General features: G+C 69.6%; 13 protein-coding genes and 2 tRNA genes. 9 read left to right on the plus strand and 6 right to left on the minus strand.

Annotated elements, in window-relative coordinates:
* Positions 1–31: 31 nt before the first annotated feature.
* Positions 32–1,768 (plus strand): nitrate- and nitrite sensing domain-containing protein, encoded by a 1,737-nt coding sequence (locus tag MLJ35_RS16005; protein WP_275976510.1) that lies wholly within the window; start codon positions 32–34, stop codon positions 1,766–1,768.
* Positions 1,769–1,836: 68 nt separating this feature from the next.
* Here MLJ35_RS16005 and tpx read toward each other — a convergent pair whose 3' ends face one another.
* The 3 genes from tpx to MLJ35_RS11630 form a co-directional block, all read right to left on the minus strand.
* Complete coding sequence (tpx, locus tag MLJ35_RS11620) at positions 1,837–2,334, minus strand: thiol peroxidase (protein ID WP_243323380.1); 498 nt, start codon at positions 2,332–2,334, stop codon at positions 1,837–1,839.
* An 84-nt stretch (positions 2,335–2,418) separates the two neighbouring features.
* Positions 2,419–3,201: a trehalose-phosphatase gene (gene otsB, locus MLJ35_RS11625; RefSeq protein WP_243384479.1), complete on the minus strand. Its 783-nt coding sequence runs from the start codon at positions 3,199–3,201 to the stop codon at positions 2,419–2,421.
* 7 nt (positions 3,202–3,208) lie between these two features.
* On the minus strand, positions 3,209–5,461 hold the full coding sequence (locus MLJ35_RS11630; protein WP_243384480.1) for an alpha,alpha-trehalose-phosphate synthase (UDP-forming): 2,253 nt from the start codon (positions 5,459–5,461) through the stop codon (positions 3,209–3,211).
* A 179-nt stretch (positions 5,462–5,640) separates the two neighbouring features.
* Here MLJ35_RS11630 and MLJ35_RS11635 point away from each other — a divergent pair, with 179 nt between their 5' ends.
* On the plus strand, positions 5,641–6,717 hold the full coding sequence (locus tag MLJ35_RS11635) for a mechanosensitive ion channel family protein (protein WP_243384481.1): 1,077 nt from the start codon (positions 5,641–5,643) through the stop codon (positions 6,715–6,717).
* A gap of 17 nt (positions 6,718–6,734) precedes the next feature.
* On the opposite strand, the gene MLJ35_RS11640 is transcribed toward MLJ35_RS11635, so the two are convergent.
* Positions 6,735–7,280 carry a DUF4136 domain-containing protein gene (locus tag MLJ35_RS11640; protein ID WP_243323403.1) on the minus strand — a complete coding sequence of 182 codons (546 nt, stop codon included), beginning with the start codon at positions 7,278–7,280 and terminating at the stop codon, positions 6,735–6,737.
* 194 nt (positions 7,281–7,474) lie between these two features.
* Here MLJ35_RS11640 and MLJ35_RS11645 point away from each other — a divergent pair, with 194 nt between their 5' ends.
* From MLJ35_RS11645 to MLJ35_RS11670, 6 genes are all read left to right on the plus strand, one after another.
* Positions 7,475–8,938, plus strand: a complete 1,464-nt coding sequence (locus tag MLJ35_RS11645; protein WP_243384482.1) for an aminotransferase-like domain-containing protein — start codon at positions 7,475–7,477, stop codon at positions 8,936–8,938.
* A gap of 32 nt (positions 8,939–8,970) precedes the next feature.
* Positions 8,971–10,071 carry a branched-chain amino acid aminotransferase gene (locus tag MLJ35_RS11650; RefSeq protein WP_243384483.1) on the plus strand — a complete coding sequence of 367 codons (1,101 nt, stop codon included), beginning with the start codon at positions 8,971–8,973 and terminating at the stop codon, positions 10,069–10,071.
* Positions 10,072–10,097: 26 nt separating this feature from the next.
* Positions 10,098–11,483, plus strand: a complete 1,386-nt coding sequence (locus tag MLJ35_RS11655; RefSeq protein ID WP_243384484.1) for a hypothetical protein — start codon at positions 10,098–10,100, stop codon at positions 11,481–11,483.
* An 86-nt stretch (positions 11,484–11,569) separates the two neighbouring features.
* Positions 11,570–11,920, plus strand: a complete 351-nt coding sequence (locus MLJ35_RS11660) for a multiheme c-type cytochrome (protein ID WP_243384485.1) — start codon at positions 11,570–11,572, stop codon at positions 11,918–11,920.
* Between the two features lie 58 nt (positions 11,921–11,978).
* On the plus strand, positions 11,979–13,721 hold the full coding sequence (locus tag MLJ35_RS11665) for an adenylate/guanylate cyclase domain-containing protein (protein ID WP_243384486.1): 1,743 nt from the start codon (positions 11,979–11,981) through the stop codon (positions 13,719–13,721).
* A 33-nt stretch (positions 13,722–13,754) separates the two neighbouring features.
* Positions 13,755–14,357 (plus strand): CRISPR-associated endonuclease Cas1, encoded by a 603-nt coding sequence (locus tag MLJ35_RS11670; protein ID WP_243384487.1) that lies wholly within the window; start codon positions 13,755–13,757, stop codon positions 14,355–14,357.
* Positions 14,358–14,372: 15 nt separating this feature from the next.
* On the opposite strand, the gene MLJ35_RS11675 is transcribed toward MLJ35_RS11670, so the two are convergent.
* Together MLJ35_RS11675 and MLJ35_RS11680 are read right to left on the minus strand one after the other, a co-directional pair.
* On the minus strand, positions 14,373–15,443 hold the full coding sequence (locus MLJ35_RS11675) for a radical SAM protein (RefSeq protein WP_243384488.1): 1,071 nt from the start codon (positions 15,441–15,443) through the stop codon (positions 14,373–14,375).
* 464 nt (positions 15,444–15,907) lie between these two features.
* Positions 15,908–16,000, minus strand: a tRNA-Ser gene (locus MLJ35_RS11680).
* An 83-nt stretch (positions 16,001–16,083) separates the two neighbouring features.
* On the opposite strand from MLJ35_RS11680, the gene MLJ35_RS11685 reads away from it, so the two are divergent.
* Positions 16,084–16,173: transfer RNA gene (locus tag MLJ35_RS11685), tRNA-Ser, on the plus strand.
* Positions 16,174–16,183 lie beyond the last annotated feature (10 nt).

Genomic DNA, 16,183 nt, shown 5'->3' on the forward strand with positions numbered 1-16,183 from the left:
GGGATCTGCCGCGACCGGCCCCGGGTGACCCATGATCTTCGACCTCCTCCACGTCCGCATCCGCATCAAGCTGCTCGGCCTGGTGCTCCTCCCGGTGGTGGGCGGCGCCCTGCTGTCTGGGCTGGTGGTGGCCAACCAGACCCGGCTGCTGGAGCGGATGCAGCGCCTGCGGGCGGCCTCGAGCCTCTCCGTGGAGGTGGGCAACCTGGTTCACGCCCTCCAGGCGGAATCCTCAGGAACGGCCCTCTTCCTCGGCAGTGAAGGCGTTCTCCAGGCTCCCATGTCGCGTGGCCGGGATGCGGTGGAACGGGAGCGGGCGGCCCTGAACGGCATCCTCTCGGGGACCGAGCCGGAGTTCAAAGCCCTGTTCCCGGCCCAGGTCCGGGATGGGGTCCGCATCAAGGAGCTCCGGCGCCGCACGGATCTGCGCGGCGCCAGCCTGGAAATGATCGACGGCTACGCCCGCGAGGTGGACGCGCTGCTCCGGATCCAGAACCAGCTCATGCTGCCGGCCGCCGGAACGCCGCTGGAAAGCCGTTTCCAGGCCTTCGGGACCCTGATCCGGGCCAAGGAATCCGCGGGCCTCGAAGGCGCCCTCCTCTCCAACGTCTTCTCCCACGGCACCATGGATGTGGCCACCCAGGAGCGCTTCCTCGCGCTGCTGGACGCCCAGAAGGCCCAGGGCGAGGCATTCCTCTCCGCGGCCCCGGAGGCGGCCCGGGAGGACTACCGGAAGGCCTTGGCGGGGCCCTTCGCCCCCGAGCTCCAGCGCATGCGTGATCTGGTCCAGGCCGGGCGGGTGATCGAGGATCCGGAGGCCTGGGCCAAGGTGGCCTCCGAGGAGCTGCAGGCCCTCAAGGGCGTCCAGGACCGCATGAGCCGGGACATTCTGGCCGATGCCCATGGGCTGGAGCGGGGCGCCCGCACCAAGAGCTGGCTGCTGGCCGCGGGTTTCAGCCTCTTCGGCCTGGTGGTGCTCCTCTGGACCTGGCGCGCCACGGTGCTGCTCACTGAGCCCATCCACGCGCTGGCGGACGGCATGGCCCGCATGACCAACGGCGATCTGCGTGTCCAACTGCCGGTGCGCAGCTACGACGAGACAGGCCGGATGACCGAAGCCTTCAACGCCATGAGCGCCCACCTCCGGGAGCTGGCGCGCACCCTCCAGGTCCATGCCTTCCGCGTGTCCACCGGCGCCACGGGGCTTTCCGCCAGCGCGGAGCAGGTCTCCGCCGCCACGCAGCAGCTCGCGAACAGCAGCCGGGTCCAGCGCCAGGCCTCCGAGGACGTGGCCTATGCCGTCGCCCAGCTCCAGACCTCGGTCCTCCAGGTGCGAGCGAGCCTGGACGCCATGATGGACGATGGGCAGGCCGCCAGCCTGGAAGTGAAGGGCGCCTGCGGCCGCGCCCAGACCCTGGTGGACCTCCTGCAGGGGCTGAAGGCGCGCTCGGACGCCTCGCTCCACCCGATGATCAGCGAAGGCGAAGGCCAGGCAGCGGCCATCCTGCAGGTGCTGATGCGCGTGAAGGAGACCCTGGGAGCCGTCGAGGCGGTGGCGGCCGAGATCCATCAGGCGGCGGAGGAGCAGTCCAAGGTCAGCGGCGAGGTGAGCCGGCGGATGCAGGCCAGCCAGGCCTCCGCGGGCGAAGTCCAGCTCGCCGCCGCCCAGCTGGCGAACACCGCGCCGGAGGTGGCCATCACCACCCGGGACCTGGCCGGCGTCGCCCAGTTCCTCAAGGCCACCGCCGCCACCTTCCAGGTGGAGTAGAAGAGCGGCCCCGAAGGGCCGCTCATCTCCAGCAACTGATAGCCGACAGCTGATAGCTGACAGCGATTCTAAAGCACCGCCAGCGCGGCGTTGTAGTCGGGCTCCTGCGCGATCTCGGGCACCAGCTCGGTGTGGATCACCTTGCCGGCGCCGTCCACCACCACCACCGCGCGGGCGAGCAGGCCCTTCATGGGGCCGTCCGTCAGGGTCACGCCGTAGGCCTTGCCGAAGTCGGGGGCGCGGAAGACCGAGGCGGGCACCACGTTGTCCAGGCCCTCGGCGCCGCAGAAGCGCTTCTGGGCGAAGGGCAGGTCCGCGCTCACGCAGAGGATGGTCGTGTCGGGCTTCTCGTTGGCGCGGGCGTTGAACTTGCGCACGCTGGCCGCGCAGGTGGGCGTGTCCAGGCTGGGGAAGATGTTCAGCACCACCCGCTGGCCGGCCAGGTCCTTGTTCGAGACTTCGGAGAGGTCCGTGCGCACCAGGGTGAAGGCCGGAGCCGCCGAACCCACCTTCGGCAGATCGCCGGCGGTGTTGAATGGATTGCCTTTGAGGGTGACCTTGGCCATGGGGGCTCCTAGGTGAAGACCCTCAGCTTAACGCCCTTGCTCTCCGGGGTGGGCCGGACCCGATTCCAGAGGCCCAGAGATCCATCAACTGGGCTGGCACCCCGTGCTCGAGGCGGGTCCGGAATTTTTCAGCAGATTCCGGACGCACTGGGCCAATGACGCGGGATCCTTCACCAGAAGGGGGCCGGGGATGGGGCAGGTCCCTCTCACGAAGAAGGCCGTGCCGTTGTGCTCCAGGACCCAGCGCATGGCCACCAGGTCGTTCGTATCGTCCCCCGCATAGACCAGGTTGATCTGATGGGGATCGACGTGGAGGAGCCGGCAGAGGTTCTTCACCCCGAAGGCCTTGTCGATCTCCGGCAGGAGGGGGATCTCGAAGACCTCTGGGCCCCTGAAGGCGTTCGTGGGCTCGGCGGCCATCCAGGCTTCGAGCTGCTGCCTGGCGCCGGAGGAAGCGGCCCGGAAATGGATGGCAATGGACCACTGCTTGTCCTCGATATCGACCCCTGGGAGGCGCGCGACCCGATCCAGAAGGGGCCGGAGTCGGGCCCTCGCCGCGTGGAGGCGATTCCGTCCGCCCGGCGGGGGCATGTCGCGGCGTCCGTCCGGGGTCTGCCACGCCACGCCGCTTCCCCCTCCGAGGAGGATTCCCGGGACGGGCACCCTCGGGGCGAGATCCTCCAACTGGCGGCTGGAGAGGATGGCTGTCCGCTGGTCCTCGATGGCCGTCAGGTCTCTCAGCAGTTCCAGGCAGGATGGGTGCAGCCGGGCCGCCTCCCGGTCGGGAACCAGAGGGGCCAGCGTTCCGTCGAAATCGAAGATCCACAGACGTTTGAACGGCCCCGCCGCTGAGGCTGGACGACCCACCGTTTCCTCAGCCCCCATGCTCGCGCCCATGGCTGAGCCGCGCCGTGAGCCGCTCGCGGCGCCGGATCCTGGCGGCGTCCAGCAGCATCCTCCCGGCCCATCGGTAGACATTGAAATCCCGGATCAGGGCCCGCATGCTCCGCATCCGCTCAGCCTGTTCCTGGGCCGGCATGGTGAGGGCCTGGAATAGCGCGGCGGCGGTCTGCTCGATGTGGTACGGGTTGACGATGAGTGCCTCGTGCAGTTCGTGGGCGGCCCCCGTGAACTGACTGAGGACCAGGACGCCCCGCTCGTCCTCCCGGGCGGAGACATACTCCTTGGCCACGAGGTTCATGCCGTCGTGCAGGCTGGTGACCATGCAGACGTCCGCGGCCCGATAGTAGCGGTTCACCGCCTCCGGCTCATGATGTTCGACCTTCAGCACGATGGGCTGATAGGACCCGGTGGAAAACCTCTGGTTGATGCGAGTGGCGAGGTTCCGGACGCGGGCTTCAAATGCCTGGTAGTCCTCGAGGGCGGACCGGGAGGGGGCCGCGATCTGGATGAAGGTGAAGCGGCCGATCATCTCGGGGTGCAGCTCCAGCATCCGCTCCACGGCCCTGAGTCGTTCCAGGATCCCCTTGGTGTAGTCCAGCCGGTCGACACCCAGGCCCACGAGGTGATCGGGGGAGAGTCCATGCGAGGCCAGGATCTCGCGGCGGCACGTCTCGACGCTTGGCAGGGTGTCCCCCCAGGGGGACGGCCACTGGACCGAGATCGGGTAGCTTTCCACGAGGGTGAGATTGCCGTGGTAGGAGATGGTCGAGGACTCGTGCTCGATGCGGGTTTCGAGGTACCTGTCCACTGTCTCGAGAAAATTCTTGCAGTGATAGGGGGTGTGGAATCCGAGGATGGTGCTTCCGAGCATCCCTTCCAGCAGCTCCATTCTCCAGGGGCAGATGCCGAAGGATTCCGGATTCGGCCATGGGATGTGCCAGAAGGTGATGATCGTGGCCTTCGGGAGCGCGGACCGCACCATCGCGGGCAGCAAGGCGAGGTGGTAGTCCTGGACGAGCACCACGGGGTCCTCGGAGTCGGCTTCCTGGATCACCGCGTCGGCGAAGCGCTGGTTGATCGCCACGTACTGCTCCCAGTCCCCGTTCCGGAAGATCGGGCGCACGTGGGCGATGTGGCAGAGGGGCCACAGTCCCTCGTTTGAGAAACCGTAGTAGTAGCCGGCTTCCTCTTCTTTGGTCAGCCAGATGCGCCGCAGCGTGTATTCCTCATGTCCCGGCGGGACCGGAACCCGGTCGTGGCGGTCAACGGATTCCCGGTCCGCGTTGCCGCTTCCATGAGCGATCCAGATGCCAGAGCAGGCCCGCATGACGGGTTCGACGGCCGTGACCAGGCCGCTGGCCGGGCGCTGCACCTCGGTGATCCCATGCGCCTTGGCGTGAATGTAGGGCTCCCGGTTCGAGACGACGATGATGCGCTCACCGGTCAGTTCCTGGCGGAGCAGCCGGCGGAGGGCTTCTGGATTCCATGAGAGGGTGATGTCGTCCGCGAACCTCCGCTCACTATCCAGTCTCCGCAGCAGGGCCCGGAGGTCCCCCACGAGGGGCTGCAGCTCGGCGCTCCTCGCCGGCTGCTCAAAGGGTCGGAAGATCCCTTCCCCGCGCAGCATGGCCTGGACGCCCTTCATCCAGCCGCGCCAGCTCAGGTGCGCCACCAGCACGGTGATCAGGGAGACGACGATGCCCAACACGGCGAACAGGACGATCACGTAGGTCCGGGTCTCGTCGCTGCGTCGAGCGACGAAGCTCATGTCGTGGACGAGGATGAGGTAGCCGATCCTCTTCCCATCCGACTCGACGGGCCAGGTCGCCACATGGACGGGGCCCTGGGGAAGGGTGATCAACCGCTCGAATTTCAGGTCATGGGAGGCGGAGATGGTCCGGTTGAGGGAGGCGGGGAAGGTGGAGGTCTTGTAGAGCAGGTCCCCGTTCTCGTCGCGAAAGCCCAAGGCCAGCAAGCGCTCGTCCTGGATGGCGCGGAGGAACATCGCGTCGATCCGTTCCCGGTCTCCGGTGTTGACGAGTTCCACGAGGGAAGTGTTCAAGGCGCTGGCGATGATGCGGGACCGCATGTCCAGGTCCCGCACAAACCAGCGAACCGTCAGGCCTCCGACCAGCGGCAGCACGGCATAGGCGAGGAGGACCAAGGCCACCGCGAGGGGAAGCACAAAGCGAAGCGAAAGGCGGATGGACCGCAACGAAGCCATGGCGCACCCCGGTGTTCTGACCTGTTGCTGGCGGCTGGCTCGAGTCTAGGCGGACTGCTCCTGCGGCGCAAGGTTCGCACCCCGCCGGAAGCCGCAGTCTGCTGGACAGGCACAGTCGCTTACCGCCGCCGCAATCCACCTGCTAGGATGGCGGCCCGTGGTTCTGCGGACAGGCGCCCATGACCGAATCCCTCTACGATGCGATCACGCGACAGTGGCTGACGCCGGGCCTCTCCATCGTCGTGGCGCTGATCCTGGTCGTCGCCGCGTTCCATGCCGGGTTCATGGTGCTGCGGCGTCTGGCGCGCGCCAATCCCGTGGCCTCGATGTTCGTGAAGGCCGCCGAAGGCCCCGGCCTTGCAGCGGCGGCCCTCGTCGTCTTCCAGCTCATGGTGCAGGGCGCATCCGACAGCCTCTACGCCATCGGGGTGGTCCGGCACGCGGCGCTGCTCCTCTTCATCTCCGCCATGACCTGGCTCGTGGCGAGGATGATCACGGCGGTGGCGGATGCGGTGGCGCTTCGCTTCCCCATCGGAGTCGCCGACAACCTGAACGCGCGCCGCATCCAGACGCAGACCCGGCTGATCACACGGACGCTCGCCTCGACCGCCGTGCTGGTGGGCGTCGCGTTGGGCCTCCTCACGTTCCCGGGAGTCCGCAGCATCGGCGCCAGCCTGCTCGCCTCCGCCGGCATCGCCGGCCTGGTGATGGGCATCGCGGCCAAGCCGATCTTGGGCAACCTGCTGGCGGGACTTCAGCTCGCGCTCGCCCAGCCGATCCGCCTGGACGACGTAGTCGTGGTCGAGGGCGAGTGGGGCCGGATCGAGGAGATCGGAAGCGCCTACGTGTCCGTCGCGCTCTGGGATCAGCGGCGGCTGGTGCTGCCGCTTCAGTATTTCATCGAGAAGCCCTTCCAGAACTGGACCCGCGCCACGAGCGAGATCATCGGAACGGTGGTTTTATGGGTCGACTACGGCATGCCGCTCGAACCCCTGAGGGCGGAGCTGCGGCGGATCTGCGAAGCCTCTCCCCTCTGGGACCGCCGGATCGCGATCATCCAGGTCACCGATGCGAGCGAGCGGGCACTTCAGCTGCGTGCCCTGGTGAGCGCGGCGGACTCAGCCCAGGCCTGGGACCTGCGCTGCGAGGTTCGGGAGGGTCTGGTCCAGTTCATCTGCCAGGACCACCCGCAGTTCCTGCCCCGCCTGCGCACCGAACTTCCGGGCGCCGCGGACGACACGCCCCTGTCGCGCTGAGGAAGGCTCCCCGGCGATCAGCGCGGCGGGAACTTGGCCAGGATGTCGTGCACGGCTCTGGGCACCACCTCGTCGGCATCCTCCGGGTTGTTCAGGCCCGTGAGCGCGCCGGCGGCGGCGCCCTGCCAGATCATCTGGTTGGTCTTGAAGTCCACGATCTCGATGACGATGGTGCCTTCCTGGTAGGTGTGGACCTGGCTCATGCTGGTGCCCACGCTCCCGTAGAAGGGCCGGTAGCCCCAGCCCCATCCCCAGCCCATGTGGGTGGTGGTGCGGTACCTGCGCTCATGGACGATGGGGTAGTAGGTCACGAGGAAGTCCGGATCCGCCTTGGTCTCCATGACGAAGCCCTTGGCCTGGAGCTCCTTCTCCACGGCCGCGCGGACCCGCTTGTCCATGAGGTTGGTGGTGCCGCCGGTGCCCTTCTTGGAGGTGTAGTAGTCGAAGGTCTTGTAGCGGGCGAACGAGGCGGTCACATCGTAGTCGTAGTTCACGCTGTAGCCCGTGCAGGCACCCAGGAGGAGGAGCGAGAGCAGGGCGGCGGGCAAGGCAAGGCGGCGCATGGAACCTCCGGTTCACCATTATGGACGCCCCGAAACGGCCATGGTTGAGCTTGGGGTTGAGCCTGGGGGGGGCCTCGGCGACCGGTCTAGGGTGGTCTGGGAGATGGCCCAACTCCCCGCCAGCCCGGCACATGGTCTGTTCTGGGCTGCGAAATCCATCGTTTTCACCCGCCAAATGACCGATCCTGATGGGGATGGTTCTCGATCCCTCCCTCGACCCGGGCGCCTCCAGCCCCTTGTATCTCCAGCTCCAGCGGCGGCTGAGGGGGCTCATCCAGGAAGGTGAGTGGCGGCCGGGATCGCGCCTGCCCGCGGTGCCTGAGCTGGCCCAGCGCTGGGGCGTGCACCGCCTGACCGTCCTGAAGGCCCTGGCTGGCCTGAAGCGCACAGGCTGGATCCAGACCGTGCAGGGCCGGGGCAGCTTCGTGGCCCCCCGTCTGCCCGAAGCCCCGGGCCTGCGGGCCACCAGCGAGTTTCCCTTCGAGGGCTCGCCCATGCTGGTCCACGACGGCGAGCTGGGCTCCTGGCTGGGCGAGACTCTGGAGCGGGTGCAGGACCGCCACCTGGTGAGCTTCTCCGCCGGCTTCATCCCCTCCGACCTGCTGCCGGGCGAGCACCTGCGCCGGATCACGGCCCAGGTGCTCAAGGAGATGGGGCCCGAGGTCTGGGTCTACGCGGCGCCGGCGGGCCATCCCCCCTATCTCGAGGCAGTCTCCCGCTGGCTGGCTTCCGAAGGCGAGCCCATCGACGAGGGCTGGGGCATCCGGTCCCTCCCGGGGGCCCAGTCCGGCCTGGCCCTGGCGCTGGAATCCTTCACGGTGCCCGGCGACCGCGTGCTGGTGGAGAGCCCCTGCTACGTCGGCATCCTGGCGCTCATCCGCGCCCTGGGCCGCGAGGCCGTGCCGGTGCCCGTGGACCGCCAGGGCCTGGATCCCGATCGCCTGGCCTCGGCCCTCCAGCGCAGCGAGGCCAAGCTGCTCTTCACGGTGCCCAGCTTCCACAACCCCACGGGCATGACTCAGTCCAAGGTGCGCCGGGAGCGGGTGCTGGCCGTGGCCCGGGCCCACGGGGTGATCGTGGTGACGGATTCCGCCTACGGCGACCTGCGCTTCTCGGGCCACTCCCTGCCGCCCTACCGGCGTCTGGAAGGCGCCGACAACGTCATCCACCTGGGCAGCTTCTCCAAGTCCCTGGCGGCGGGCCTGCGCCTGGGCTACCTCATCGCCAGGGAGGACCTGCTCCGGCGCATGGCCCTCATCCAGGAGGTGCAGACCATCGGCCAGCCGCCCCTCCTCCAGGCGGTGGTGGCCCGCTTCCTGGACACCGGGGGCTTCCGCCGCCACCTGGCCCGCCTGCGCCGCGCCCTCAAGGAGCGCCGCGACGCCATGGTGGAGGCCCTGGCCGAACACTTCCCCCCCGGCACCCAGGTCTCCGAGCCCAAGGGCGGCATGCACCTCTGGGTGGTCCTGCCCGAGGGCTACTCCGCCCTGGACCTGCACCGGGACGCCCTGCAGCACGGCATCGGCTTCGCGCCGGGCCCGCTCTTCTTCGCCGACGGCCGCGGTACCAACTGCCTCCGCCTGAATTTCTCCACGCACGACCCAGCCACCACCCGGGACGCCATCGCGCGCCTCGGACACCTGGTCCGCCGGGCCTGATCCATCTCCAAGGAGCGCCTGTGAATCCCGCGATGTCCACCTCCACCCTCGAGATCCACCCCTCGGACCACGCCGCCAGCCCCGAGCAGCGCGCCAAGCTCATGACCAATCCCCGGTTCGGCCAGGTGTTCACCGACCACATGGTGGTGATCCCCTACAAGGAAGGGCAGGGCTGGGGCAAGGCCGAGCTGAAGGCCTACGGGCCCATCGAGATGTCGCCCGCCTCCTCTGTGCTGCACTACGGCCAGGCCATCTTCGAGGGCTTCAAGGCCTACAAGCAGAAGGACGGCAGCATCGCCTCCTTCCGCCCCGAGGCCAACGCCCGCCGCTTCGCGACCTCCGCCACCCGCCTGGCCATGCCCGAGCTGCCCGAGGAGCGCTTCCTCGAGGCCGCCAGGGCCCTCATCACCCAGGACCAGGCCTGGGTGCCCGGCGCCGTGGGCGAGAGCCTCTACATGCGTCCGCTCATGATCGGCACCGAGCCCGCCCTGGGCGTCCACGCCAGCAACGAGTACCTCTTCATCCTCATGGCCAGCCCCAGCGGCGCCTACTTCTCCGGCGGCGTGAAGCCTGTGACCGTGTGGATCTCCGATGACTACGTCCGCGCCGCGCCCGGCGGCACCGGCTTCGCCAAGTGCGCGGGCAACTACGCCGCCAGCCTCGTGGCCCAGAGCCAGGCCAAGGGCGAGGGGTGCGACCAGGTGGTGTGGCTCGACGCCATCCACCGCGAGTACATCGAGGAGATGGGCGGCATGAACATCTTCTTCGTCTACCAGGAGAAGGGCGAGACCGTGGTGGTCACCCCGGAGCTCACGGGCACCCTGCTGCCCGGCATCACCCGCGACAGCCTGCTGCAGCTGGCCCGCGAGCTGGGCTACCGGTCGGAGGAGCGGAAGATCAGCGTGGCGGAGTGGAAGGCCGCCGTCGCCGAAGGCCGCATGACCGAGACCTTCGCCTGCGGCACAGCCGCCGTCATCACGCCCGTGGGCCGCGTGAAGTCCCGCAGGGGCGAGTGGCTCGTGAACAACGGCGAGACCGGACCCGTGGCCGCCAAGCTGCGCGAAACGCTCCTCAACCTCCAGCACGGGCTCATCCCGGACACCCATGGCTGGATGAAGAAGATCGTCGGATAATCCGGACAGACATTCCGGAGGGGGCCATGCCCACCGTCCGCAGCGGGAGACCCGCCTGGAGAGTCCGCCTCTCCGCGGGTCTCCTTGTCGTACTGGCCTGGGGCTGCGCAACCCCGCATCCCCTGGCCTACACGCCCGCCGTGCCCGAGCCGGTCCGGCGAGGAACCGTCGCCGTGGCGGTGGTGCCGGTGCCGCCGGAGCCCGGCACCCAGGCCCAGCTCGGGGGCGAGATCGGCAAAGGGCGCGCGGCGGGGAAGGGGGCTGCCTCGGGGGCCGCCACCGGAGCCACGGCCGGCTTCCTGGCCTCCCTGCAGACCGGCCCCTTCTTCGTCATCCTCGCCCCCATCCTCGTGCCCGCGGCGACCGTGATCGGCGGCGCGAGCGGGGCGGCGGTGGGCTACGCCCACGGCATGCCCTCGAAGGACGCGGCGACGGCGAAAGCGGTCCTGGCGCGCAATCAGACCGATCTGTCGGCCGAGCTGGCGAAGCGGGTGGTCCAGCGCCTGCCCGGGACGGGGAAGGCCCTGGCCGCCTCCGGCGCCGCGCCGGACCTTCGGGTGGAGGTCTCGGCCCTCTCCTGGGGTCTGTACGGCGGAGCAGGTTCTCATCCCGTGGCCGACTTCGAGCTGACGGTCCTCTACCGGGTGCTGGATTCGAAGGGGACCCTCCTGCTGGCCCGGCGGTTCTCTGTCGGCGGGCCCCGGCGTCCCATCCAGGAATGGGGCACAGAGGACGGGAAGCGGCTGCAGGAGGCCGTGGGCGCCGCGCTGGACTCGGCGGCCGAGGCCATCGCCGATTCCGCCTTCCTGGTCCAGGACTTCTTCATCTTGAAGGAGCTGGGCCCCGCGACTTGCGGGCTGCTGCCCCGCCGGCCCCGGCCGGTCCTCCCCCTGACGTTCCTTCCCTCCGGCGGGGCCTCGCCCCAGGTCGAAAGCCTCCGCCCCGTCCTGCAGTGGGAGGCCTTCCCCCGCCGCGAGGACCTCGAACACGATGTCGGCGGCCTGTTCGGGCGCATCACCGACGTCCGGTATGACCTCCGGGTCTGGGCCTCCGTGGGGGGCGGTCCTGGCGCGCTGGTCTACGAGCGGACCGGATTGCGGCTGGAAGCCCGCCGGGATCCGGTGGGGGTCACGCCTCCTTCCGAAGGGGAGCCGCCGCCGGTGGAGAAGGCCTTCGTGGAGCACGGCCTCGAAGCCGCCCTGGCTCCGGCCACGGAGTACCTGTGGTCCGTGCGGGCTCGCTTCCGCCTCGACGGGGAGGAGCGCGCCTCGCGCTGGTCCATGAACCAGGCCCAGGATCCCCGGGCCCGCCCCGCCACCGGGCGCTGGTTCTCCCCGCCGGTGTCGGCCCGCGGTCCGTGCCTGCATGACGGCATCCCACCCCTGCACCACCACCGCTTCCACACGCCCTGACCGTGGGTTTCCAATCTTGACCTTCGGGTTGGATGAAGTGTCCGCCGCGCGCGCGTAGCCTGGAGGTCTCTTCCAAGGAGGAAGCCATGGTGCTGATCCGTCCTCTGGTGGTGGTCCTCATCGCGTGCGCGATCTCGAGCGCGGCTCCGACCCGCATCGGCGCCGCGGCCTGCAAGATGTGCCACAAGGTCCAGTTCGAGTCCTGGAGCGCCTCGGCGCACGCCAAGATGAAGCCCGTGCTGGACTGCGAAGGCTGCCACGGCCCGGGCAGCGAGTACAAGGGCATCCGGGTCATGAAGGATCCCGCCGCCGCGAAGAAGGCCGGCCTGATCATGCCGGACAGGGCCCAGTGCGCCACCTGCCACGGCAAGAAGAAGGTCTCCCCCATGACCGACGCGATGTTCGCGAAGGTGCATACCCACAAGCCGAAGGCCTGATCGACAGAGCCAGAGCGCCCATCGCTGGAGTGTGCGACGCTACGGGGAGACCCGACCCATGTTCCCCTTCCTGCGCCGCGCCCTTCCTCTCGGACTGCTGCTGGCCGTGCTCCTTTGGCTGGCGGGCGGCGCCGTGGACCGTGCCTGGTACGACGGGGCTTCCCGCCTGCTGCGGCCCCACGGAGCCTCGGAGGCATCTGTCGTCCTGATCGGATTCGACGAGGCGAGCGAGCAGGCCTTCCCCGAGCCCATGGCGCTGTGGCACCGGCATCTCGGCGCCGCCATGGAGGGCCTGGCCCAGGCGGAGCCCCGCGCCGTGGGGCTGGACCTTAGCCTGCCCATGCGCAGCTTCGACGCCGTGGCGCCGGGCGGGGACGCGGCCCTGGTGCGGGGCATCCTGCGCCTGCGTCGGACCTGTCCCCTGGTGCTGGGCCTCACCGTGGATGGGGCGGGCCGCCCCCGGCCCATCCACGGCCCCTTCCAGGCGGCGGCCGGCGAGGGCGGCACGGCCTTCGTGCTCTGGGAGGTGGATCCGGATGCCACCGTGCGGCGGTTCACGGAGCATGTGGGCGGCTCGGCCGAAGCCCTGCCCACCCTCGCGGGCACCCTGGCGCGGGCCCTGGGCCGGCCCGTGCGGGAGGGCTGGCTGGACTACCGCGGCGCGGTGCCCGTGCCGTACATCTCTTTCCACCAGGTGGTGGCCTGGCAGCGCGACGGGAATGCCGCCGCCCTGCGGGCCGCCTTCCAGGGGAAGGTGGTGCTGCTCGGCAGCGTGTTTCCCTTCGTGGACCGCCACCGGCAGGCGGTGGACCTCAACGGCTGGGGCGAGGAGACCGGCCGCTTCGCCCCGGGGGTGCTCCTGCACGTCCAGGCCCTCCGCAACCTCCTGGGGCGCGGTCCCCTGCGGGAAGTGCCGCCGGGCCTCAGCGCCCTCCTGGCCGCGGGCTGCCTGGGCCTGGGCTGGGTCCTGGGCGGTCGGCCCCGCGCGGGAAGCCTGGTGCTCCTCGCGGCGCTGGGGCTGGGCGCCATCGGCATCCTGGTCCTCCAGGCGCGGGGGTGGTTCCTGGGCTTGTCGTGGCCGGTCGGCGGCCTGGTGGCGGGATTCGCGGCCCGGGCCGGAGAGGAGGCCCTGTCCCGGCTTCGGGAGCGCCGCCGCCTGCGCGCGGTCTTCGGAGGCTACGTCAGCCCCGCCATCCTCTCGGAGATCCTGGATGGCCGCCTGGAGCCAGGCCTCCGCGGCGAGCGGCGGGCGCTCTGCCTCCTCTTCTCCGACATCCGCGGCTTCACCGCCCTCAGCGAAGGCCTCGAACCGGAGGCGGTCATCGCCCTGCTGAACCGCTACTTCCAGCGCATGGCCGAGGCCATCCACGCCCACGGCGGCACCCTGGACAAGTTCATCGGCGACGGGATCATGGCCTTCTTCGGGGCCCCCGCGGCCCAGGAGAACCCCTGCGAGAGCGCCTTCCGCTGCGCCCGGGCCATGCTGGCCTCTCTGGACGAGCTGAACGCGGAACTGGCGGCCGAGGGTCGAGAGCCGCTGCGTATCGGCATCGGCCTCCACTTCGGCGAGGCCGCCGTCGGCCACGTGGGCGGGGCCTCCCGCCACGAGTACACGGCCATCGGCGACGTGGTGAACACGGCCTCCCGCGTGGAGGGGCTCACCAAGGAGGCTGGCTTCCCCCTGCTGGTGACGGAGCCGGTGCGGGCGAGGCTGGGGGAGGCCGCAGGCTTCACGCCCCTGGGCGAGCAGCCCCTGAAGGGCCGGGCGCCGATGGCCGTGTTCGGCTGGCCGGGGCGCTAGGATGAGGAGTCTTCCGAGCCCAGGAGCCACCCCATGATCCGGCCCTCGTCATGGTTTCTCGCCCCCTTGCTGGCCGTCGCTGCCGCGTCCCTGCAGGCCCAGGCCGCGGTGGCCATGGTGGCCGACCTCGCCGGGACCGCCACCGTCGAGGGGGGCGGCGCCCTGGGGATCACTGCGGAGATCCCCGCCCAGCGGACCGTCGCGCTGGGGCCGGGCGGGCGGCTGGTGCTCATCCGCATGGCCACCGGCGAGCAGTTCGTCTTCGTCGGCCCCTGCAAGGTGCGCTTCAGCGCCCAGGGTCAGCCCGAGGGCGCCCGGCCCGCCGAGACGAAGGACCTCCCCCTCCTCCAGCGGGGCCGTACACCGGTGCGCCTCATGCACCTGGCCCAGGCGGGGATGGTGATGCGCGAGAAGCAGATGCCGCCTTCCGGGCGGGAGCTCCGGGAGGAGGAACCCAGCCTCGGGGCCGAGCTGGAGCAGCTGCGCCCCAAGGCGGGCGCGCCCTTCGAGGAACGTGTGGTCTATGCTGCGCTGGTGGCGCGGTTCGGCCTCCCCGGGCAGGCGAGGAGCCTCTGGGAGGCGCTGGCGCGGGAGCGGCCAGGGGATGCGGTCCTGAAGGCCCTGGCGGAGCGCTGACGGCGGAGGCTCCCTTCAGCCCATCATGGCGTGCTTGGCGAGCCAGGTCGGCAGCGAGCGCAGCTTGTAGTAGGCACCGAGGTTGTAGAAGCAGGTGGACGAGCAGTGCGGGAGGCAGGTCGCCTTGGCCGCCCGCAGGGCTTCGGGATCGAAGTCCGGCTCCCAGATGCGCCCCCAGTCGCGGGGATGGGTGATGAGGTCGAAGCACGGCGCGATGGAGCCGTCGGGCTTGACGAGCGCGGCGTTGTGGCCGGCCCGGCAGTCCCAGGGCTCGATCTTCCCCCGCAGCCGGTCCTTCATGGCCCGGAGGTGCTCCGGCGCGTTGACCATGCACCAGCCCTCGTCCTGCTTCTCGATGAGCCAGTCCAGGAGCGCGTCCACCTCCTCGTACTGCTCGGGCCGGATGCGCAGCCCGTGGTCGCGGTGGGTGTAGTGGTCCGTGCCCACGGTGGTCTGGGGCTCCTCCAGCAGGTGGTAGTCCGTCCCGATCCCGTTCTGGTGCGCGATCTCCGTGAGCATCCGAACGTCCCGGAGGTTCGGGCCGCAGATGTTGATGTTGAAGAAGAGGATGTAGCCGTGTTTCTTCTGCTGGGCCACCAGGTAGCGGAACTGCGGCTCGATGGCCAGGAGCGCCTTCGGCAGGCCCTTCCGCGGCGCCACGCCGTCCACCGCCAGGTTGATGGCGGTGACGCCGGCCCGGCCCGCGGCGTCGATGAAGGCCGGGTCCATGAGGGTGCCATTGGTGGGCAGGTAGACGAAGAAGCCGCTCTCGCTGCCGTAGCGGATCACGTCCAGGATGAAATCCTTCCGCACCAGGGGCTCACCGCCCATGATGGCGAGGACCCGGCAGCCCACCGTCTTCAGCCAGTCGATGGCGGAGCGCGCCGTCTCGAGGGACATGCCCGGCCGGTGGTTGTCGTACTGGAAGCAGTAGTGGCAATCCACATTGCACTTCCAGTCGGTGAAGAGATAGCAGAGCAGGGGCCTGAACTCGTCCGGCCGCAGCCGCGACCCGACGTAGGGGACGGCCCAGCGCCGGATGGCGCGGGCCCCGTTGAGGCTCCGGTACCGAAGGGTGTCCAGCATCGGTTCCTCCTTTCACCCCCTGACCGCCGGGCGGTCGGGCCTTGAAAACCGGGAAGATGCCTTGACCAAGATCCGTCCACCTTCCATCACCAGCCTCTGAGGGCCGGCCGGAAGATGCGACGCCCTATGCTAGGTCCATCTCTAGGGGTGGGGGCGGTTTTCTTTCGGGACCTTGGGCCGTCTCTCCGAGCCAAGACGGGAGCCGGCGATTCGGTGACTTCGAATCCCCCTCTCTCCGCAAAAGCAACGCCGCCTTGCGGCGGCTTTGGTGGCGGAGAGAGGGGCGTTCCCTCCGGGGCCTCCGCTGCGCGTCGTCCCCTCCGGCCGCACGAATCGCTCGGCTCTCTGTCCCGGGTCCGACAGCCCCCCGGGCTGTCTCCCCGGGCCAGGACGAGAGCCGGTGATTCTGTGACTTCGAATCCCCCGCTCTCCGCAAAAGCAAAGCCGCCTTGCGGCGGCTTTGGTGGCGGAGAGAGGGGGATTCGAACCCCCGGTACTGGTTTACCCAATACACTCGCTTAGCAGGCGAGCCCGATCGGCCACTCCGGCATCTCTCCAAGGCCTTCCAGATTACCGTTGGGGGCAGTTCGGCACAAGGCTTCTTGCCCAGGGCCGCGCCCAGCCTTCAAGATGGAGGCACGGAGGGATGGCCGAGCGGTTTAAGGCAACGGTCTTGAAAACCGTCGTGGGTGTGAGCTCACCGCGAGTTCGAATCTCGCTCCCTCCGCCACTCAGGCGCC

The organism is Geothrix alkalitolerans (genome assembly GCF_022808885.1).
GTDB lineage: Bacteria > Acidobacteriota > Holophagae > Holophagales > Holophagaceae > Geothrix > Geothrix alkalitolerans.